The organism is Pseudomonas abyssi (assembly GCF_002307495.1).
GTDB lineage: Bacteria > Pseudomonadota > Gammaproteobacteria > Pseudomonadales > Pseudomonadaceae > Halopseudomonas > Halopseudomonas abyssi.
On sequence record NZ_NTMR01000017.1, the window covers coordinates 114,358 to 134,667 of the forward strand.

The window sequence follows — 20,310 nt, forward strand, 5'->3', positions numbered from 1 at the left end:
ATCTTTCCATGTGGAGCTCTTAAGTTCCATACCACGGTATTCTGATCATCATTACTGCAGTGCAAGGAAGTAGAGAAAATGGATTACGAGATCGATTTTTTACCCGTAGGAGAAGGTTCCGGTGATGCAATTGTCGTGCGCTACGGTGAGGCTGGCCACGGAGGCTACCTACATGTCATCGATGGCGGCCACACTGAAACAGCTCAAACCATCACCGATCACCTCCACGAGTACTACCCTGGTTACCCCATCGATCACATGGTTTTGTCACACGCTGATAACGATCACGCCTGTGGTCTTATCGGTGTGATGGAGAACTTCAAGGTCAGTCATCTCTGGATGAACAGGCCGTGGCTGTATGCCGAACAAATTCTCGAGCATTTTCACGGCAATTTCAGTCTGCAAGGCTTGATTGATGACATCAAGCAGCGTCACTCCTATCTGGTGAAGCTTGAAGAGCTTGCACTGCAGCAAGGCACTGTGATCCATGAGGTCTTTCAAGGGGACAGGATTGGGGCGTTCACCGTCCTTGCGCCAACCCGGGAACGGTACATTGAATCAATCCCGGATTTTGGAAAAACACCCGACAGATACTCGGCTGAAGCGGAAGATGTGCAGAGTTATGACCTCCTGCGTTCTTTGCTTGAGAGCGCAAAAAAGAAAGTGCTGGAATTCTGGGATATAGAAACACTTGCGGATGACACCAAGACCTCAGCGTCTAATGAAAGCTGTGTTGTGCAGTACTCTACCCTCGGCAACGGCGTTCTGCTCACTGCTGACGTTGGCCCCGTCGGCCTGACCGAAGCTTATGAGTACGCGGATCAATGTGGTTTGAAGAAGCCTGGGTTTGTACAAATTCCACACCACGGGAGCAGGCGCAACGTCACTCCGACGGTTCTGGACGCCTGGCTTGGTCCCATAAAACCACAAGGCACTGTGGGCTGCACTGCATTTTGCTCGGTCGGATCCAACAAGCACGACTACCCACGCGCGCAGGTCAAAAATGCGTTCATCCGGCGTGGTTACGAGGTCTATGTTACCCGGACGCGATGGATATCGCATTTCAAGGGGCTTGGTCATCCCAATACCGGACCAATAACCCCTGAAAAGTTCGAGAGTGAGGTGGAAACGATCTGATGGAGGTGTTCAAGTTCTTCGACGCCTATTCCATTCGTGCGAGGCTATTCCCAGCGATTATCGCCGCTGCCCCCGCCCTTGCCGCCCTGGCACTGTTGATCTCATGGAAGACGCTTCAGCTTTCAAACTTGGTTGCTTCATTAGGAGCCCTTGTTCTGCTGTATGCCATCGCTGACATCGCACGCTCACGCGGCCGTACAATCGAGCCCAAGCTCTTTGAGCGGCAGGGTGGCATACCATCGATCACTCTGTTTCGTCGAAACGACCCGACCATTGATGCCGGTTCCAAAGACAGGTATCGGGAGTTTCTTGCTGGAAAGCTGACAATCCAGGCCCCGACTCCCGAAGAGGAAAGAGCAAACCAAGGTGCAGCAGATGCTTTCTACGCTCAATGCGGTGTTTGGCTTCGCCAGAATACGCGAGACACCCAAAGATTCTCGATCCTGTTCGGTGAGAACGTCACATACGGCTTTCGCCGTAACCTGCTGGGCGTCAAAAGGCTAGCACTGTGTCTCAACATCACGGTTGTAGCTGTTTGTGCCTTCATTCTATGGCGACTTTCCTGGGACATCACCGCCCCGCTTGGCAACAACATAACACTCGTTTTGCTCGTAGCAGCCGCTCACGCTGCATACATGCTCGTGGCGGTAAACGAAAAATCGGTACAAGACGCTGCGCGCACCTATGGACGGGAACTCATTCTGAGCTGCGAGGCCTTGCTGGAGCAACCGAAGGGTGCCGTTGGGTAAGCGGCTGTATGTGTTTCAGGGAGATGGGTATGTAGGGAGCAGCCTCCTGGGCCAGCCAGCTGCCACATAGCACGCCCCGGCTCGATGTCACTGCGGTGTAATACAACGAGGTGTATGATCCCCACCACTAAGGGATTAGTACCTACTGAAGGACTAGTGCTTGCTCAAGGATTAGCACCCCCGTTGAAAACCCGGCCCACGTGCCGGGTTTTCGCTATGTGGGGATTGGTCTGTCTGGTTGCATCTCGAAAACACGCTGCGATACTACAGGGCAGCGCTAGGTCGAGACAGCTGGCCACAACCACACAGCCCCCTTGGTACTGGATGTTTGGACACCGGAATCAAAACCTACCAGCCCGTACAAATCTCGTACAGCGTGACCGCATACGGCTCCTGCCATGAGTTTTGATGCCGAAACGGGGCTATAGGCTAAAAATTCATTGGTATCGCGTGGATAGGGCATTGCTGACCGGGAAAATGGCGTTCACGAAGCGGTTTCGTTCTACCGGAACGAAACCAATTTCAATATACATAAAAACGTGTAGGCAATTGATTCTATTAGATTAAACAGAAAAAAAACCTGACAAAACCTCTTTTTCCTGCAAATCTTGAATAGCTATTCCCTAAAAACCTAGTGCCTGACTGGCGATACTCGCCAGTCAGGAGGTATGATCCATGTATGACATCATTAAAGAAACATCATAGGAATGGTCGTGCTCACTTCTCGGGGCATGAGACCTTCCCTCTACGCCAAATGTGGCTAAAAAAAGCCTTCGACCAATCAGGTGCTGAAGGTGTAATCCTGAAGTCTGTATTCACTGACGCCTCAGCAGTTGCAACTTTTGGCGTCGGCAAGAATATGGTTGCTTCTATTCGACATTGGGCTCTAGCGTGTGGAGTAATGCGGGATACTAACGAAGGCTTCCGCGTAGGGGACATGGTCAAAGAAATCCTCAAAGATGGAGGGCTCGACCCTTACGCGGAGAACCCCTCGACTGCCTGGCTCGCCCATTGGCAACTTGCAGGAAAATGCTTTCGCTCCACCACATGGTATTGGCTCTTCAACCACGTGACAGCCCCAACCTTTACTCGCCAAGAGCTCGAAGCCCCCCTCGCTAATTATGCGCGGGAGCTGGATCCCAAGCACCGTTTGGCAAGCGCGACAATCTCACGAGATCTGGAAACATGTCTTCGCAGCTATGCACCCCGAGCTGCAGGCGGGTCGCCGGAGGATCTAGCCGAACCGCTTCTGGGCGAGCTAGGTCTATTGCAAGAGGTTCATAAAAACCAATACACCTTTCGGCGCGGCCCTAAAGCATCGCTTCACGACGGAGTCTTTGCATACGCCCTCGTTGATTTTTGGAATCGTGCAGCTCCACACCAAAGCTCTCTAGCTTTTGAAACAATTGCTTATGCTGAAGGCTCTCCGGGCCGCGTTTTCAAGCTAGACGAAGAATCCATAGCCCAACGCCTAATCGCCCTATCTGACTTCACTGGTCGCAAGCTCGAATGGACAGATTCTGCTGGCTTGAGGCAGGTCTACCGAAAGGACCTAGAGAAAGAGAACATAAGAGATATGATTAGGCGCGCTTATGACTGATGAAAAACAGCCGTTGCTAGCGGACATCGTTCAGATTTCACGCCAATACCAACGCTCTATACGTATAAATGCTGACCTCGGTCGCGCCGCAGCCCTTTGCGGTTACATCTGCCATGCCACGGCCGCAACGATAGTGGATAGTATGTGCAGGCATATCTCGGAGACCAACCAACGCTGTTTCACGTGGACGGGTCCTTTCGGCGGAGGAAAAAGCTCCTTAGCTCTTACTCTTGCAAGTGCATTGCATCCTGACAGTAGTCTGCGAGCACAAGCTCGGGAAGCTCTAAAGTCGGATTCTACTCCCTCTTTCGACACTGCACTCCCCGTCCGCAATGGTTGGCTAATCGTCCCTGTTGTGGGTCGACGCGGCAGCGTAGTCACTGAGCTCCATACTGAGCTGAGGCGCGCTCAGGAAAAAACCGTGCCCGATAATGAACAGTATTCCATCCAATCTGTCATTGCAGAACTACTTAGTGAAGCCAAATCTCGGCCGGACGACGGTGCACTCGTTATAATTGACGAAATGGGCAAGTTCCTGGAAGCTTCTGCGCTAGGCATAGGTGATGATGTCTATTTCTTTCAGGAACTAGCAGAGGCCGCCGCTCGTTCCGAAGGCCGGCTAATAGTTGTGGGGGTGTTGCATCAGTCCTTTGCACAATACTCTGCTCGCCTAGGGACCGAGACACGTGACGACTGGGCAAAAATTCAAGGCCGCTATGTCGATCTACCGTTCGTCGCTGCAAGCGATGAAGTGGTAGAGCTAATCGGCCGCGCTATCCAAGCGGAGCGTAGCCCTAAGCGTATATCTGTCGCAGCGAATACGGTCGCAGAGGCGATACGCTCCCGCCGACCGGCTGTCGGAAAAGAGTTTTCCAACGCGTTATCTGCATGCTGGCCGCTCCATCCGGCGATGGCCGCACTACTCGGACCGATCTCCAAAAGGCAGTTCGGTCAGAACGAGCGCAGCATATTCGGTTTTTTATCGTCTGTGGAGCCATATGGTTTTCGCTCTTATCTAGATTCGACTCCAGCCGATGCGGCGAATTGGTATTGCCCGAGCGATTATTGGGACTATCTACGGGCTAACCTTGAACCCGCAATTCTTGCTTCCCCCGACGGCCATCGCTGGTCACAGGCAGTTGAGGCAGTAGAACGAGCCGAAGCAAAAACTGGTGATACATTACAACTCTCGTTGATTAAGAATATTGCTATAATTGACCTCTTCCGTAATGGATCGGGGCTCGCTGCTGATGCTGCAGTTCTCAGTTCTTTATTCAACGATATACCCCCTAAAGAAATCGACTGCGCACTGACAAAACTGTCGTCGCTTAACGTTATTATTTATAAAAGCTATACCGGAGCTTGGTCTGTATTCGAAGGTAGCGATTTCGATATTGATGGGGCCATTACGCAAGCTCTCATGACATCGCCTGACGTTGATTACGCACGCCTCACACAGCTAATGGGATTACACCCAGTCGTTGCGAAGCGGCACTATCACGAGACTGGTTCCATGCGCTGGATGGAGCTATCGTTATGCAGCGTTGATCAGGCTGAAAAGACCGCCGCCGCCTTTCAGCCCCGCAAGGGCGAGTTTGGAGTATTCATCTTAGCTCTGCCCAGCAGAGATATGAGTCAGCGAGATGCGGAATTGCGAGCTCAAGCTTGCTCGAAGCTACGCCCTTGGCCCGTAATAGTAGGCATTCCAGCCAATCACGCTCGCATCTCTGAGCTCACGTCTGAGTTGATGGCTCTTGAACAGGTCAAAGAGCGCCACGAGTTATCCGGCGACGCCGTAGCGCGCCGTGAAGTCTACGCACGCCTAGCCGCTACTGGAGCTGATCTGGAAGATCAGCTCCATACTGCAATCGCTCTGACTGGATGGCACGATGGCACGGATCATATTATTGAATGTGGCTCAAAACTATCTCCTTTAGCGTCCAACTTAGCCGAAAAGCTTTTCAGCCACTCACCCCGGGTATGGAGTGAGCTAGTTAACAGGGATAGCATCTCAAGCAATAGCGTTAAGGCCCGTCGTGAATTGCTTCACGCGATGGTCAACGCCGAAGGGCAAGAGGTTCTGGGCTTCGAGGGGTTCCCGGCGGAAAGAGGACTCTACGAGACTTTACTGAGAGGCACAGAGCTTCACCGCCAAGACTCCTCAGGTATTTGGCGTTTTTCCCCCCCAAGCAAAGGGCATACCAGCAACTTTCGACCTCTGTGGGAGGCTGCCCAAGCACTCTTCTCTGACACTAGTGTCCGTGTAGATGCGCACGAGATTTATGAGCGGTGGAGCGCACCTCAATTCGGAATGAAAAAGGGTATCCAGCCAATTATCCTCACCGCGTTTATGCTCGCTCACAAAGGCAATATCGCTACTTACAAGGACGGGGTTTTCCTGCCCCGCCTTACCGACTTTGACATAGACGAATGTCTTCAGGACCCCAAGCGCTTCTCGCTACGCTGGGTGACTATTGACGAGGATAAAAGCCATATCCTCGTAGGTATCTCGAAACTATTGGCAGAGGTCGGCGAAACAGCGCACACATCTGACCCGCTTGAGGTAGCCCGCGGCTTGGTAGCGATGGTGTATAACCTACCCGGATGGGCTAGAAGAACCCAACGCGTAGGTGAAACTGCCAAGGCTGTGCGCGACATACTGCTAAAAGCTAACGACCCGCATAAGGTGCTGTTTGTAGATTTAGCCTCCCTGCTCAACGCCATTGACGGTGAAAACTATGTTAAATCGTTGTGGCCACCACTCAAAGAGCTCACAAACGCTTACGGGGAAATGCTCTTTGAAGTCGAAGAAAAAATGCTCGATGCCCTAGGCGCAACCAGAGTAGATCTCGCAGCGTTACGCGAGCGTGCTGGCTCGGTTTCGGGCGTGTCGGGTGACTTAAGACTCGACGCCTTTGCAACACGCTTAGCCAGCTTTGATGGCAGCAGAGGCTCACTCGAGGGTATATTAAGTCTGGCAGCAGATAAGCCACCCCACGACTGGGTAGATCGGCATATCGATGCGGTAATTTTGGAGCTGACAAAGTTCGCACGGCGATTCCGCGAGATTGAGGCATTCGTGGCTGTACATGGGCGGAGAGCGCACAGCGAGGCTATTGCTATTGTCATCGGCGCAGGTTCAGACACCAAAACTATCTCCCGATCCTTTGCAATCTCGGATCGTCACCAAAAAACGGTTGACATTATGTCCAATGAGATCATGACTCTGTTAGAGGCCCAAGACTTAGAAACTGAAGTACTGCTGGCAATCCTGGCCAAAGCGGGAATGAAACTAGCTTTTACCGATGAGAAAACACGCAATGACTGAGCGACATGTTTTGGGTATTTCTGGCGGAAAAGACAGCGCCGCATTGGCGATCTATATGCGGGATCGTCATCCAGAGCTCGATATCGACTATTTCTTTACCGACACAGGAGAAGAACTTCCCGAGGTCAAAGAGTTTCTCGACAAGCTTGAAGGGTATTTGGGCAAACCTATCGTAAGGCTCAACCCCGGTCGCGACTTCCGTTTTTGGCTACAGCAATACAATCATTTTTTACCTAGCCCGCAGGTTCGCTGGTGCACTCGCATGTTGAAGCTCAAACCATTTGAAGAGTGGGTAAAACCTTGGCTAGCGGCTGGCGACAAAGTAACATCTTACGTCGCTATCCGCGCGGATGAGGAGTATCGTGAGGGATATTCGTCCAAATCCGAAAACCTCTACGTCAGGCTGCCGTTCCGTGAAGCAGGCATCAACAAAGCAGAAGTGATCGACATCCTAGAGAGCTCAGGCGTAGGCTACCCAAAATACTACGAATGGCGCTCCAGGAGTGGCTGTACATTCTGCTTCTTCCAGCAAAAAATTGAATGGGTTCGTCTTCGCGAAAGACATCCAGACGCTTATGAAGCAGCGAAAGCCCTTGAGAAGGATGCGCTGGAACATGGGTCTCCATTCACTTGGTCTAAAGGGGAGTCCCTTTCTGATCTAGAGCACCCCGCACGGATTATGGAAATCAAATCTGAATATGAAATCCGTCGCGCGCGGCGGCGCTCTAATATCCCGGTCAACCCTTTGCGCCCAATTACGCATACTATCGACGATATAGACGATATTTATGGGGAGGATGATGGGAATGGAGCCTGCTTAATTTGTCACAAATAAGCATCGGTGGCCAACCAACTCCGGGCGAAGTACCCTGCGGAGCGAAACAGAGACTCATCTGACGCTATACTTCGCAGAAAAATAGTATGGTCTAACTTCTCATTCGAGCTATGAAAGAACCGTGCCTGCAGCCTCAACTCCCACTCATTGGATGAAGCGAGAAAAGTAGAGAGCGTGGCTCAAGTATTACAACGAGCAACGCATTCATCATGCACTGGGAATTAAAACAACCCAGCATAGTTTGTCAATAATTTGTAGAAGCTTAGATCTGATCTGGCACTCGTTTTGAAATTGCCAGATCAAGTTTGGATTTCTAAAAATAATTAGCGGCCTGAGCGTGTATCAGAGCGGCAATATTCCGGCTATACTGGCTTACTATTCATGCATGCCAAAAAGCCACTATTGCTTTTTTTTCATTTTCTTTTCTGACCAGCCATTTCTCTTTATTTATGAAGTCTCTCAAATCCTGGATTGAGACCGGTTTCTCCTTGCAGTAAATACAAAGCAATGTACTTTCAGTACACTGCGCACCGGGTTTAAGCTGTATTCCCATATAAACGCGAGTAAGTTCATCGTTATTTGCGTCCGGAAAAGCATTAAGCATCGCACTCAGACTGTCTTCGTCAATGTGAATCTCATCCGCACTTCCCCTAGACCTGGCGTGGCCAGTCAATGGTGTGCCTGCGAGTACAGCTGTGGGCTCATTCTCCAATAATGTGCTCACTAATAATGCGGTACCATGTAAGTCCCAGCTACTGAAAGTACGCTGAAGGCCAACCCTCGATGCTCTTGAACTGTATGTAGCTGCAATGCTCTGCGCCTGATCAAGGCGAAGCTCGCCTATTAGCTCCCAACCGTTTACAAAATCCTCAGCAAACTCCTGGATAGATGGCGTGAAAATGTGTTTAAGATTCCATCCCAGACTATCCGTATCGCTTTCAGATACCCTTGAGTTAAGGTAGACCATGGCTTGACTTTTTTCTAGATTCAAAGGGCGTGAGCGAACCCCTCTGACAAGGAGCAACGACACGCTGTCGCATTCCTCATCTTTCGCTTGAGCGAGATCACATGCTTGAGTAAGGTTCAACCATTCCCTACCTTCCTTTGAACGTAAAACCATTCCAAAACGCAGATTTTTCTTCAACCATTTTGACTTGTCAAGCGCAGGAGAGTCGGCAGGGTAAGCATCATGATCAACTTTTGAATCCCCACGCCACTCCATACTTCTCATTAATCCTCGAATAGCGGCTCGCGAATCGCCTATCTCTGCCACTGGCGCAATCACATGAGTGTTACGGTTGTTCATTAAGTTTTCACCAAGCTTACGAAGCGAACCACGGATTCCGGAATAGGACTCTAGGGCAGTAAGCAAATGTCGGCTAAGACACTCTTCCACGTATCGACAAAAATCATCATTGTCTAAGGTTGCCGTTTCATGAAGTATATCCATGGCCTGAAGGTCAAGGCCCCAAAGTTTCTTGGCTTGAACTTGTGCTGCCTGTACAAGACCATTCGACGCCTCACTTACAAAGTTTTCGACTGCAGAAATGAATGGTCTGTCAGATGCCAATTGATAAAGAGCAGTTTTCCAATGGGTCAAATCTTCATCGCTCATCGGCTTGCCCATGAGCCTCATCCTTGAGCTGGATACCTTAAGCTCAGGTCGAATATCGAGGAATTCTTCCCGCAGCTGAGGCACATACGTTGACATTAATATTACTTGGAGGGGTTCTTTTATACAGTCCTTGTGTGCTTCCAAGACATATTCAATAAATGGAAGTGTCGCCTCTTTAGAGTTATCTACTAAAAAATAGTCAACTATTATTAAGTCATACTGATTACCCTCTGGAATTTCGGGGAGAGAATAGTGATCAATATTCCCCTCAAGCACACCCACATCTAGCAACAAATCTCTGATACGCCTTACAGGCTCCGCATTACCGTGGCGGCTTTCAATCACTTTTTTTGCAGCGTTCCTTAATCGGGCAGGCGATTCCTCACATATTGTTTTTTTAGAAAGCGGTACGGCAAGATCAGGCATACTTTCTACGTTATAACCATGATTGGTCAAAACTTTGACATAGGCCTCATAATCTGGATCATGCAAATCACCTAGCAATGCTTCAATATCGCCGTCGATGGTAATGAGGTCTGAAGTACGAATACTCTCAGATAAGTCGTCATCAATAATTGCAACCCTAATAATTTTCGCGTCAAGTAGAGTTTTCTTGAGATCCATATCTATTCCTTGGGAAGCTCGAGCACAAAGCCTCTAAATCGCCCATCATCATCTGGCGAATCCAATACAAGCTTTGCTTCGTGGTAAGTTGCGACCTCTGCCGCAATGAAAAGACCAAGGCCCTGCCCCCGCGGCCGAAGTGAAAAGCCAGCCGTGAAGATCCTATTTTTGTCGGCGGGTGAGATCCCCGGACCATTATCTCTTATAGTCAAAGTTCTTGATTCGGGGTCAAGCTCAATCGATATCCGCCGTTCGGTCCTCCCAGGTTTAGCACCCTGTTGAACCCAGTAAATGGAATTTGTTATCAGGTTCTCAATTGCTAGACTCACGAAGCCACGAACCATCTTAATTTCAACTGGTCGAAGTTCGCTTTCACCGGAGATAAAGAGTTCACACTTGACTTTGTGGCGTTCAAATCGGGCCGCATAACCTTCAACTATAGTGTTTAGCAATGCGGCAAGATCAAAGACTTCTTTTCGATGTCTTCCAGAGGGGGTCAGTGGATCCAGTTGGCGTAGCCGAGTGTTGATGGCTTTAATTTCCGCGTCTAGTTTTCCAAGTAGTGCTTTTGTTTGCGGTGACTCATCTTTAGAAAGCTTATTCATCAATTGTCGAGTATGACCTGTTGTTCTAGTCAGCTCATGTAACACCCCTGACATAACTGTGCCAACCCCAGCCAGTTCAAGAATATCCTCCCTACGTTCACTAGCTAATTTGCTCGCCTCTTCGAAACGAGTGACTTCGTTCTTTATAAAATGGAGGTGATTGGCAATTGACTGTACTGATCCCTGCACGTCTACCGAAACTTTGGAACGAATTTCCGTTAAGCCTTGCTCAGCTTGTAGCACTCTTGCTCTTATTGTGGCCGGAGCACTTTCCACAATGTCATCAAGCTTAGCCTTTTTCTCCTCTTGCCCTTCATGCCCTATGTAGCGTCTAAGCTCATCTATTGCAAATTTGGTTAGCATTTCTCGGACGAGGTTTGCCTCAGGAGACTCTATCAATCCTTCACGATTTGAGCGATCTATCAAACAGGGATTTTCTGCTCTGGAAATTTCCAGAGCACCTACCGTTTGAATACGGTTTACCGCAAAGCCTCCACGCTTTAGCGCTGAGCTATCTAATCCCAGCCAGTCCTCGCCAGTGGACTGCCCTGAAAACCCAACGCGAAAACCATCTCGATATATTGCAATTCCCCCGCTCCATAAGTCGAGCTCTGCTTTCGCAGCCTTCCAGTTACCATGTAAAGTTGCTTGCTGTCGAAGTCGATCACGATTAAACCATCGAATCGTAGCCTTAATAGGTCCGATTTTTCTTAGAGCATCCATTGTTGTCATCAACGAATGTGTTAACTCTTCTACCGTCCTTATCGTTACCTCCGGTTCATTTCCTCGTTGGTAATCGATGAGGGTCGTCCGTAAGATACCGGGAGCGCTCCCTTTAACCCCATCAGGATCGAACTGGAGCTCAATGTCTGCTTGAACAAGGTCGGTAAGCACTTTTTTCATTCCCTCGATAGGAATGCGAGCACCCCCGTTGATATGGACATCAATAGGAAATCCTGATGGTTTTTTCTGTTTTTCCGACTTCTTCTCTTCGCTTGGGTCTCGATCTTCAAGCTTACTAAACGGGTTTTGTAAGCGGCGAAGAAAATCACTTACCAGCTTGCTTCTAACCTTTTCTTCAGTCCAGTGGCTTTTTAAAGCAGAGATTGTAATTACCGTTCCTGATGGCGCCGAGAGGGGAATCTTTGTTTGTTTTATATCGAGAGTTATATCATTAATTTCTTTAGTGGGATCATCAAACAATCTCCAGTCAAATTGTATCTCATGGGCTTGACTATCTTTTGTCCAGGATGTGACATTCGCACAGTCTCCGAGACGCATCATCGCCAGGCGACCGATACCTTTATTACCTAAAATTTTCCGGCCGAGATCGTCAGAAGTGTGAGTCTGCAATCTTGACGTTGTTCCAATAGCCAGAAATACAGACTCCAATGTTTCCGCATCCATTCCGCAGCCTGTATCTTCGATTGAAATCCAATTGAGCGACTCAAGTACTTTCTTCGCTCGATCTCTTGTCAGCCCCGGAACTAATTCCGACAGTAGTCTTTGTGCTTTCGAAGATTGCCCAAGGTTTATAATTGCATTAATATCTTCTCTTACCTCTGAAATCGTAGTTCCTAATTCAGCCGCACTTCTAGCTTGATCGATTTTCTGGATGCTTTCATCAATTATTGAGTGGGAGACCGGGATATGAATATCAATTTTCACTCTTGGTGACTCTGCATCAAAGGCATTTTTGATGAGCTCATTGATGGCCACCTCGTCAGAAGTAATCAACTCCGCCCCGAGATGTATTAATGTTCTAGCTGCTACCGAAAAAATTGCCACTTTATCTCAGTCCTTAAGTAATTTTTGATGTGCGCCGTCTTAAGTTATAGCAACTTTCCCAAGTCAGGAGCTACGCCGTTGGGACATCAACATAGATGGCATCTCATTGATCGATTCAACCCTAGCACTTACGTGATGATGCCATGGTGATTGCAAGTTCTCAATGCCCCTTGTTTGACACGTGAGGCCCGCTGATCTGCATTTGGATTTTTTGCCCGCCGCACCGCGTTGATGGCTAGGATCCTAGTCTCCACAGCGAAGCCTTCTAGCAGTCCGTCTGCCATGTAGCGCCCGGCATCTCATTGAACAACCTGCTGATCACAACGGCCGTGACGACATTCGAGAAGCCCAAGTGACTGTGTACCTCGTCTTCCCAGCTCAATCGGCAGAACCATCGATAGGTCAGGTTTAGGTGCGCCTCTTCGCACAATCGCAGTTCAGAGCGGATGCCATAGCAGTAATGAGGGGCGCCTGATAAGACTATAGAAACCCACCAAGTAAGCGCGTAATCGCTGGGGCCCATGCAATGATCGATGCTGCGTAGGAGGCGCTGCCGCTCTCCCGGTAGCCGTCCCATCATACGGTTGCCCCCCACGCGCGCTGACAGAATAATCAACGGCATGGAGAGACCGTTACTTTTCAGCAAATTGGCCAGAAGCGGAAGGTTAAGCAGTATTTAGCAGGATGCCCCTTGAAGCTTGGGCGCGTCTACTCAGATCAGGGCACGAGATACTCACGGAACGCCCCGGTCATCCGATTCCCCCACCAATGAAGCGCCCTCAAGGCAAGATTAATCCAGCGGTATATCTGGTATTGCTTGACTGCTCTTGGCCGTTCTCAGTGAAAGCCGCCCGGCTTCGTACCAGAACACTTTTTTGTCGCCGCCGACCGAATCATTCCACGGCTTGCTTCCGCAGTTCGCTGGATGACCACTCTGTTTCTGAGTCTCGCAACGCTATCGGCTGGTAGTTGCCAGTCGCAATGCGAAGGGCTTATTCGAAAGGCATCACTGTTCTTTCTCCTAAGCAGACAATAACATTACGCCACTTCAGCCAGCTATCCCAAGCGAACATGACTCTCACCTTCTGGGGCGGTCCCCATACGCATCAAACCCTCGAAGCTGGTCGATTTTTTTAGCTATTTTAACCGCAGCCTCCAGCTCGCTGATCCCGTGCTGTTTCATGAGTTCATAGCGCTCGGCCTTCTCCTCCGGTTCAGTTTGAGCGAGCGCTAGAAACAGACTCGGCGGCACGGCACGAAACAGCACCTCCATGCTTTTGGACAGAATGACGCCTTCAGTGAACTTGCCGGCCTCCTTGCGAGCGGACAGCATCAGGGCTTTCTGCGCGGGGTTCAGCTCACGAAACCGGGCAATCTTTTCCACCTCGTCAGGGGGCATGGATAGGCAGATCCACCACTCAATCATGTTGAGCATGGTTTCTGCGGATGTCGGCAGGTCGTCGATGTTCTGCGTGGCCAGCCAGAACCAGGCACCGAGCTTGCGCCACATTTTGGTGATTTTCACCACATAGGGCGATAGCAGTGGGTTTCTGGTGATGATGTGTCCTTCATCCGTCACGTTGAGGATGGGCCTGCCCAGGTACTGGTCACGCTCAGCGATATTGTTGACCGTGTTGATGAGGGAAACGTAGGCGATTGACAGTTGGGCGTTGTAGCCCTCTCGGGCATAGGTGGCCAGATCGACAATGGTGATATCGGCTTCTGGCCATGGCGTACCGTCGCGATCAAACATTTCGCCATCGGTACCTTGGCAGAACATGTCCATTGCATCGGCCATCTCCAGCAGCCGGGTGCGCCGGGTTTCAGGCAGTGTTGAGTCACGGCCTCGCGCTCGCAGTGCGTCGCGCACGTCGCGGGTCAACACTGTGCGTTGCTCGCCGTGGCAGAACTGCGCGGCATCAAGGATGCACTGGCGGATAAGGCTGCGGTCGGCGCGGGTCATGCGCGCTTCTTCCTTGTCCTCCCCACCGGTGATCATCAGCCGTGCGGTAATCTCCAGCTCGCCCAGCACATCCCGTTGTTCGTCCATCTCAGCGGCATCATTCTGTGCGGGTTGATCCTCATCCAGCGCATCCGCATCCAGTGTCTGTACGTCACTGGGTGATTCAATCAGTCGGCGGGCGTCGGCAAATGGCGCAAGGCTAACGCCGGATCCGGGTGACAGCTTGACGCGGTTGACCGTCAGTCCCAATTGCTTGGCGAAGTCGCCAAACAACCCGAAGGAGTTACCTGCTTCGACAATGAATATGCGCGGTCGATAGATAGCGGCGACCTGGCCGAGGATATTGTTGAGAGTGGCCGACTTGCCTGACCCTGTCGGGCCGAACAGAAACAAATGCGCGTTCATCTGCCGGTCCAGGCGATTGAACGGATCAAAGGTGATCAGCCCTCCCCCACGGTTGAAGAAGGTGATGCCCGGCCGCCCGGTCCCCTGACTGCGCCCCCATACCGGCGCCAGATTGGCGGCATGCTGGGCAAACATCAGTTGCGTGTACCACCGTTTGCGATCAGCGTCCGGGTTGTAGACGCAGGGTAGCCAGCGCAGGTAGCTGTTGAGCGGCGCGACTTCGTCCTCCTCTCGCACGGGCTGCAGACCAGCGTTGAGCATGACGTTGGCCAGTTGCAAGCCGCGCTGATCCAGGTCCGACTCGTCGCCCCCAGACAAGTAGAACGCCAGCGCACCACGGTACAGTTTGTGGCTGCTGCCAATCAGCGAGCGTGCCTGCTGTACATCCTCCAGCGCCTGTTCCGATGCCAGGGTTTCGCCAACGGCTTTCTTTGCCAGGTGGTTGAGGTGCGCTTCAAGCACATCCTGGGGAGTGGCTACCAGCGTCAGGCACATCACCGTGCCCAAGGGCATCTGGTCGAATACGGTGTTAACGGCGTCGCCTCTGCGTGTTTCGCCGGTCAGATGGCCAGCGGTCGGTGGCGTGCGCAGGCGGTCGGTGACCATGACCCGGTGCGGGCGGCTATCGAAATACCATAGCCCCCGCTCAGCGTCAGAGCGCGGCTGGCCAAAGAACAACCGCTGCGAGAAATCCGTGCCGCTGGCGAGTTCGATGTCATCAGCTTCGGAGGTTTCCGGGTAGGCGGCCAGGCAGTAGAAGCGCTCACGGTCTTCGGCATCCGGGCCCAGCAATGAAGGGTGGGGATTGAACCAGCGCAGCAACCAGTCGTGAATCTGCGCGGCACCCAGACGAGATGTCTGAATACCGGCATTGGCCAGGCCGCCCAGTAATCTGTCACAGGCGGTGTTCAGGGCCTGCTCCGCTGTCTGGCCGCGGCGGGTTGCTTGATGGGCCGTTCGGCGGTAGACCACCATGCGTACACGCCGAGTCTGCCCGCGCCAGCGCAGGCGGGTGACGGTGGTGTCCTCGAACAGGCCACCGGGCCGCGATACGGCCCGCAGATGGTGCTCGACGCTCCTCAAATACTGCTCGGTGAATACGGCTCCCTTGGCTCGCGGCTGAACGTAGTCGCGCAGGGTGTGCAGATACTGATCGAAATTGGGCTCGTCCTGAGCATATAGCTGGACGACCCAAGGGTTCTGGTCTAATTCATCGAATGAGTCCTGCAGGGCATTTTCCAGTGCATCACGGGCCTGCGCCAGCCAGGCGGGTTCCCGCCCCTCGGTACCCAACGGGGTGAGCTCGAAGAAAGCCGCGACCGAGACGCCATCCTCCAGCAGCATGCACTGCGGTTGCGGCAGGTATTCGACCCAAGGCAACAAGGACACAAAAGACGGTGCGCTGTCGTATAGCGCTTGCTCATCCGCCAAGGTGGCCGGACGGTTGTCGTCTACAGCTACGCTGGGCGAGCGTCGACGCCACAAGGGCCAGACCATCAGTACGCCTCCGTGCGCTCACCCGGCATCGCATACTGGATGCGCTGGTACAGGGGAAAGACGGTAGAGTAGCCTGGCACCGGGACGGGATCGGTTCCGGTCAGATGGGGAAATACATACATCACCAGATCCGGGTTCGGTAAACGCTGAAACTGCCGGCGGATCTCGTTCGCTGCGGTACGGGTGTAGCGCGTCTGCTCGGAAAGTGCGGCCTGCCTGTCTGTCTCTTCTAGTGGACGTCGCAGGCTTTGTCGTGCATCAAGCAGTTGGCGGCGGGCCACCTGGCCACTGCCGCCCTCACCTGTCTGCTGGTGCCAGATGTCCTGCATGCTGCGGTCACCATGGGGCATCAGTTGCTCCTTGCTGGTGGTACAGCCAGCAAGCACCGTCACTACCGCCGCCAGCAGCAGCTTATTAATCCAGTTCGAGTGCATGGCTCTCTCCTGCCCGATGGTCAACGCGTCGGCCTTCTGGCTCGTAGTCGATATGAAGGGGTTTTTCGAGGTGGACGGCGACCTGAGCACCGGGCTGCACATAGACCGCCGCGAAGGCCTGGCCATAGAGCCGATTCACCCATTGCGACATGTCCTGCACGCCGCCCGCGAGAATGCGCCCAACCGCTTCGTTATCCGAGATACCTACGGTGCCGATGGAGCCGTCTGCTCCGGCGTAGGACATCTGGCTGCTATCGGACTCGATCAGCGAGGCCACACCCGCGCCAGCGGCGGTGACCAGCGCTTGGGTACCGAGGTATTGCTGTGCATTGCTGCGCCTTGCACCGCTGACGCAGGGAATGCCATAGGGGTCGCTGATCCAGCCCAACCCCTCCTGTCGGTTATTCTGTTGACTGCTACCCTCGCTGTCTTCGGGTATGGTGCGAATGGTGCCGTCATGGAACACAAAGGTGATGCTGCGTACCTGTCCTCTCACGCAGGACAGCGTCCAGTCGCCGCTGGCGGTGCCGCTGAATACCGCACCCGCGACATCCGGAATATCAATACCGTTCGCGGTCAAGTTGTCGGGGCCGACCAGCACCTTGAAGGGGTACGGATCGTTCACGGTGCCATCAATGGGCACACGGCCGATCAGTGCAGTCATTGCGACCGAACCCATCAGGGTGGCGTTGGTCGGTACGGTGTAGACCGCTCTGGCTGTGTTGATGCCAGTCGTGCTGGCACCGGCATCGACGATATGCTCGACCGTGGTGTCCAGCATGCTTTGGGCTGGCCCAAAACTAGTTGGAAAGCGCTCATCTTCACCGGGCCGGTTGCGCCCTTCTGTCTTCCTGACATCATCAGGCTCCACCCAGCGCACCCTCTCACGGAACCCGGCTTCACCGTCACCGCGCAGCCCCAGGCCCACCGGCAGGTCAGCATGGCCGCTGCTATCACCCAGTGTGTCCAGTTTGCGCTGCAGCTCAGCGATGAGCCCATCACGCTCTGTCTCCAAATGCTGCTGATCGCGGCGTAGATTGTCACGCTCTGACGCCAGCGCTGCGCTGATACGCTGATCAATCGCGCCTTCACGCTGACGCAGGCGTAGGTTTTCTTCACGTTGCGTCTTGTTGTCCGCTTGGGCCTCCTGCAGTTCACTGCGCATCTGTTTAACTTGCCCCACCAGCGTGGCCACCGTGTCTCGCGGCGTGTCCCCCTCGATGCCCAACGCCTGCATTTCGTCAGCGGTAAGCTGGCTATCAAGGCTGCCCTGTTGCGGGGTTGTCCCGTCACTACCAGAAAACAGCCGGATGCCCGCGTACACCACCAGCAAGCCAATGGGGATCATCAACCACTTGAGCAAGCCATTACTGCGCATGGTCGTTCTCCATGGTGCGGGTAGTGCTCTGGTCTTCGGGGTGTGGCAAATGCACAGCGGGATCAAAGCGCTGGATAGCGGGGAGTAACGACTGCCCCAGGCCTCGATTGCGGGTGACCAGATACAACACGGTGGTGTCTTCCGGTACGCCACGTGGGCCGAGTGTTGGGTGCTGGAAGCTGGCGGTAAGGATGTCGCCCTGGATCAAACGAGGGTCGAGCGCAACCCACTCTGTGCTGTGATTGATGAGGCGCACGGCGGTCACCCACTGGTCTTCCAGCCGCCAGGCAGCAAGCGCTTCGGCGTGTAGCGGCAGTGTCGGCAACAGGGTGTCGAGCACCAGGTCGCGGCGCAGGTTCACCCGCCTGATTCCCGGCACGGGTTCGACAGTGCGTAACGGTGCATACAGGTTCTGGGCTGCGTAGCGCGTCAGCACCACGGCGATGGGCGTCTCGCGCTGAGGGGAGCGTGTCTGCTCAACGGACGAAGCCGTACTTGCACCCTCTTCCTGCGCTTGGCCATAGCGCTGAGGCGTGGCGTTGCTCTCGACGATGCGTACCGGCTCCAGCGGTGGGTCACCTTCATTGGCTGGCTCGGCGGCAATATCCAGCAGGATCAGGGTGCCGCTGTCCGCATCCTGCAGTTGCAGCCGTGTGGGCTCAATCGGCTCGCTGGCTCGCAGATAAACAGCCCCACCCGCACTTTGCACACGCAATCTATCGCCCACACTGGTGGGTACACCCACACGCACATTGCGATCGATAAACACGATGCGCTCCTGACCGACCTGAAGTGGCACCGCTAACGGCAGCCGCTCCCAGTGCAGGACTTCCACTGCTTGGGCAACCGATGCCAGGATCAGAGCCATCAAGCCCAGCCCCACAACCCTGTAATGCTTCATCGCGAATCTCCTTGCGGCATCAGGCCGCTACGCTCCGGCACAGACTCCAGCGTTTCTGGCACCGTGATGCGTTGGGGCGAGACGGCGTAGCAATCGATTGCCAGCCCGAACGGATTGCGGGCTGGATCGACGTCCGCCTTGGTGACTTTGAGGGGATACCGAACGAGGGCACGTTTGACCTGCTCTGCGCCGTAGTACTCGTCAGCGCTGATATCCAGCGTCACCACCCAGTCACGATTTGAAACCACACGCACGCGTGCCGAGGGGGCGTCGCCATATCCCCGCCCAGGAATCTCATAAATGCCGCGCACTCTCTGGCGCAGCTCTCCCGTAGAACGGCGATGGTCATAATCAGCCTGCAGAAAGGTGCGGCAGGCCGGCGTGAAGTACGGCGCCAGCACATGCAGATTGCGTGCATAGTCCTCTTCCCCATTGGTAGGCCAGCGGTGCAGCTGCTGCCACACGTAGAACGTGAAGGCATAGACGCTCTCTGGCGGGACCTCCCACCAAGCCCGGGTACTGCCCGAGCGCAGATCGGGTGGCACATGAACCGTCAGGTCCCGTGGCGCGCTCCACCAGCCGCCGCCCATTACCAGCGCAATCAGTAGCAGCGCTAGAGCACCAAGACGCAAGGTCTTGATATGCGCCTGCAGATGGACGACTTCGTTCTTGAAACGGCTCATCGCGTGCTCCGGCGTACCGACCAGAAACCAGATCGATAAATCAGTCCCTGGCCGCCGACCCAGGCAGCAAGCAGCGGATGCTGCAAGGCGATCTGCCACTGCAGCTGCCGATACAGCCAGGTGTCCGGCCTGCCTCGTTTCTTGCGACGCAGAATGCTGCCGCCGATAAAAACACCGAAGGTGATACTCAGAACAACAAGCGTTGGCGCGATGGCAATGGTCGACAACATCCATGAGAGCGGGATGCCTGCCAACAGGCCAACCGCACCGGTCAGGCCGCAGCAGATCCACAGCTCATCAGCGGTCAGGCCTCGCACCACTACCGGGTGGCGATTGAGACGGTGCGGCAAAAAAGACACTGTGCCGTCCGCCCGGAGATGTTGATGCTCCGGCATGCCAGCCCCCTTACAGGATTCCCGTGGCTTCAGTGAGCAGCCAGATGCCGATAACCAGCAGGACCGCACCGACAGCAACTGTCAGCCCAAACTGACCCCAGGTTTTTTTGCCGGTATGGATTTCCGCGTAGGTTCCGTAGGCGTGATAACACACACCAATGAACATGCTGGCCACAACCAACAGCGCCACCAGCAGCACGATGTCGTACCCATAATTGCGCAGGGTTTCCATGATGCCGCCGCCGGTGCCACGGGAAGGGTTCTCCAGCGTGGGCAACCCCTGCGCGAAGGACATGGCAGGCAGGCACGCCGAGCTGATGCCTGAGGTATAGCGCTTGAAGCGTTGGGTAGTGGACAGGCGATTTCCCATGGT

13 protein-coding genes and 2 pseudogenes are annotated in these 20,310 nt (G+C 53.5%); 5 read left to right on the forward strand and 10 right to left on the reverse strand.

Annotated features, from left to right (window positions below; all coding sequences use genetic code 11):
- Positions 1 to 78: 78 nt before the first annotated feature.
- The 5 genes from CNQ84_RS13800 (at position 79) to CNQ84_RS13820 (ending at position 7,649) form a co-directional block, all read left to right on the forward strand.
- Entirely contained in the window at positions 79 to 1,137 is a 1,059-nt protein-coding gene (locus CNQ84_RS13800) for a ComEC/Rec2 family competence protein (protein ID WP_096005431.1), read from the forward strand.
- Positions 1,137 to 1,886: a hypothetical protein gene (locus CNQ84_RS13805; protein WP_217350102.1), complete on the forward strand. Its 750-nt coding sequence runs from the start codon at positions 1,137 to 1,139 to the stop codon at positions 1,884 to 1,886. The genes CNQ84_RS13800 and CNQ84_RS13805 overlap by 1 nt, the downstream gene beginning before the upstream one ends.
- Positions 1,887 to 2,565: 679 nt before the next feature.
- Positions 2,566 to 3,486 carry a DUF4007 family protein gene (locus CNQ84_RS13810; protein WP_096005432.1) on the forward strand — a complete coding sequence of 307 codons (921 nt, stop codon included), beginning with the start codon at positions 2,566 to 2,568 and terminating at the stop codon, positions 3,484 to 3,486.
- A 421-nt stretch (positions 3,487 to 3,907) separates the two neighbouring features.
- Positions 3,908 to 6,814: an ATP-binding protein gene (locus tag CNQ84_RS13815; protein ID WP_245841403.1), complete on the forward strand. Its 2,907-nt coding sequence runs from the start codon at positions 3,908 to 3,910 to the stop codon at positions 6,812 to 6,814.
- Positions 6,807 to 7,649 (forward strand): phosphoadenosine phosphosulfate reductase domain-containing protein, encoded by an 843-nt coding sequence (locus tag CNQ84_RS13820; RefSeq protein ID WP_036989909.1) that lies wholly within the window; start codon positions 6,807 to 6,809, stop codon positions 7,647 to 7,649. The genes CNQ84_RS13815 and CNQ84_RS13820 overlap by 8 nt, the downstream gene beginning before the upstream one ends.
- A gap of 379 nt (positions 7,650 to 8,028) precedes the next feature.
- On the opposite strand, the gene CNQ84_RS13825 is transcribed toward CNQ84_RS13820, so the two are convergent.
- From CNQ84_RS13825 to CNQ84_RS13870, 10 genes and pseudogenes are all read right to left on the reverse strand, one after another.
- Complete coding sequence (locus CNQ84_RS13825; RefSeq protein ID WP_096005434.1) at positions 8,029 to 9,888, reverse strand: hypothetical protein; 1,860 nt, start codon at positions 9,886 to 9,888, stop codon at positions 8,029 to 8,031.
- Positions 9,889 to 9,890: 2 nt separating this feature from the next.
- Positions 9,891 to 12,230, reverse strand: coding sequence for a sensor histidine kinase (locus CNQ84_RS13830; RefSeq protein WP_217350103.1), 2,340 nt, complete (start codon positions 12,228 to 12,230; stop codon positions 9,891 to 9,893).
- Positions 12,231 to 12,604: 374 nt separating this feature from the next.
- Positions 12,605 to 12,741, reverse strand: a pseudogene (locus CNQ84_RS21135) (transposase); the annotation flags it as partial.
- Positions 12,742 to 13,359: 618 nt separating this feature from the next.
- Positions 13,360 to 16,098, reverse strand: a pseudogene (locus CNQ84_RS13840) (conjugative transfer ATPase); the annotation flags it as partial.
- 47 nt (positions 16,099 to 16,145) lie between these two features.
- On the reverse strand, positions 16,146 to 16,580 hold the full coding sequence (locus CNQ84_RS13845; protein WP_096005436.1) for a TIGR03751 family conjugal transfer lipoprotein: 435 nt from the start codon (positions 16,578 to 16,580) through the stop codon (positions 16,146 to 16,148).
- Entirely contained in the window at positions 16,561 to 17,958 is a 1,398-nt protein-coding gene (locus CNQ84_RS13850) for a TIGR03752 family integrating conjugative element protein (RefSeq protein WP_096005437.1), read from the reverse strand. Before CNQ84_RS13850 ends, CNQ84_RS13845 begins: the two co-directional genes overlap by 20 nt.
- On the reverse strand, positions 17,948 to 18,859 hold the full coding sequence (locus tag CNQ84_RS13855; protein WP_096005438.1) for a TIGR03749 family integrating conjugative element protein: 912 nt from the start codon (positions 18,857 to 18,859) through the stop codon (positions 17,948 to 17,950). The genes CNQ84_RS13850 and CNQ84_RS13855 overlap by 11 nt, the downstream gene beginning before the upstream one ends.
- Positions 18,856 to 19,542, reverse strand: a complete 687-nt coding sequence (locus CNQ84_RS13860; RefSeq protein WP_096005439.1) for a PFL_4703 family integrating conjugative element protein — start codon at positions 19,540 to 19,542, stop codon at positions 18,856 to 18,858. The genes CNQ84_RS13855 and CNQ84_RS13860 overlap by 4 nt, the downstream gene beginning before the upstream one ends.
- Positions 19,539 to 19,937: a TIGR03750 family conjugal transfer protein gene (locus CNQ84_RS13865; RefSeq protein WP_096005440.1), complete on the reverse strand. Its 399-nt coding sequence runs from the start codon at positions 19,935 to 19,937 to the stop codon at positions 19,539 to 19,541. Before CNQ84_RS13865 ends, CNQ84_RS13860 begins: the two co-directional genes overlap by 4 nt.
- A 10-nt stretch (positions 19,938 to 19,947) precedes the next feature.
- Positions 19,948 to 20,307 (reverse strand): TIGR03745 family integrating conjugative element membrane protein, encoded by a 360-nt coding sequence (locus tag CNQ84_RS13870; RefSeq protein WP_096005441.1) that lies wholly within the window; start codon positions 20,305 to 20,307, stop codon positions 19,948 to 19,950.
- Between the last annotated feature and the right edge of the window lie 3 nt (positions 20,308 to 20,310).

Excerpts from the sequence above, each read along its gene's own strand:
- CNQ84_RS13855 (WP_096005438.1), bottom strand. The coding sequence starts at position 18,859 with ATGAAGCATTACAGGGTTGTGGGGCTGGGCTTGATGGCTCTGATCCTG.
- CNQ84_RS13820 (WP_036989909.1), top strand. The coding sequence starts at position 6,807 with ATGACTGAGCGACATGTTTTGGGTATTTCTGGCGGAAAAGACAGCGCC.
- CNQ84_RS13800 (WP_096005431.1), top strand. The coding sequence starts at position 79 with ATGGATTACGAGATCGATTTTTTACCCGTAGGAGAAGGTTCCGGTGAT.
- CNQ84_RS13860 (WP_096005439.1), bottom strand. The coding sequence starts at position 19,542 with ATGAGCCGTTTCAAGAACGAAGTCGTCCATCTGCAGGCGCATATCAAG.
- CNQ84_RS13810 (WP_096005432.1), top strand. The coding sequence starts at position 2,566 with ATGACATCATTAAAGAAACATCATAGGAATGGTCGTGCTCACTTCTCG.
- CNQ84_RS13825 (WP_096005434.1), bottom strand. The coding sequence starts at position 9,888 with ATGGATCTCAAGAAAACTCTACTTGACGCGAAAATTATTAGGGTTGCA.
- CNQ84_RS13865 (WP_096005440.1), bottom strand. The coding sequence starts at position 19,937 with ATGCCGGAGCATCAACATCTCCGGGCGGACGGCACAGTGTCTTTTTTG.
- CNQ84_RS13805 (WP_217350102.1), top strand. The coding sequence starts at position 1,137 with ATGGAGGTGTTCAAGTTCTTCGACGCCTATTCCATTCGTGCGAGGCTA.
- CNQ84_RS13870 (WP_096005441.1), bottom strand. The coding sequence starts at position 20,307 with ATGGGAAATCGCCTGTCCACTACCCAACGCTTCAAGCGCTATACCTCA.
- CNQ84_RS13850 (WP_096005437.1), bottom strand. The coding sequence starts at position 17,958 with ATGCGCAGTAATGGCTTGCTCAAGTGGTTGATGATCCCCATTGGCTTG.
- CNQ84_RS13845 (WP_096005436.1), bottom strand. The coding sequence starts at position 16,580 with ATGCACTCGAACTGGATTAATAAGCTGCTGCTGGCGGCGGTAGTGACG.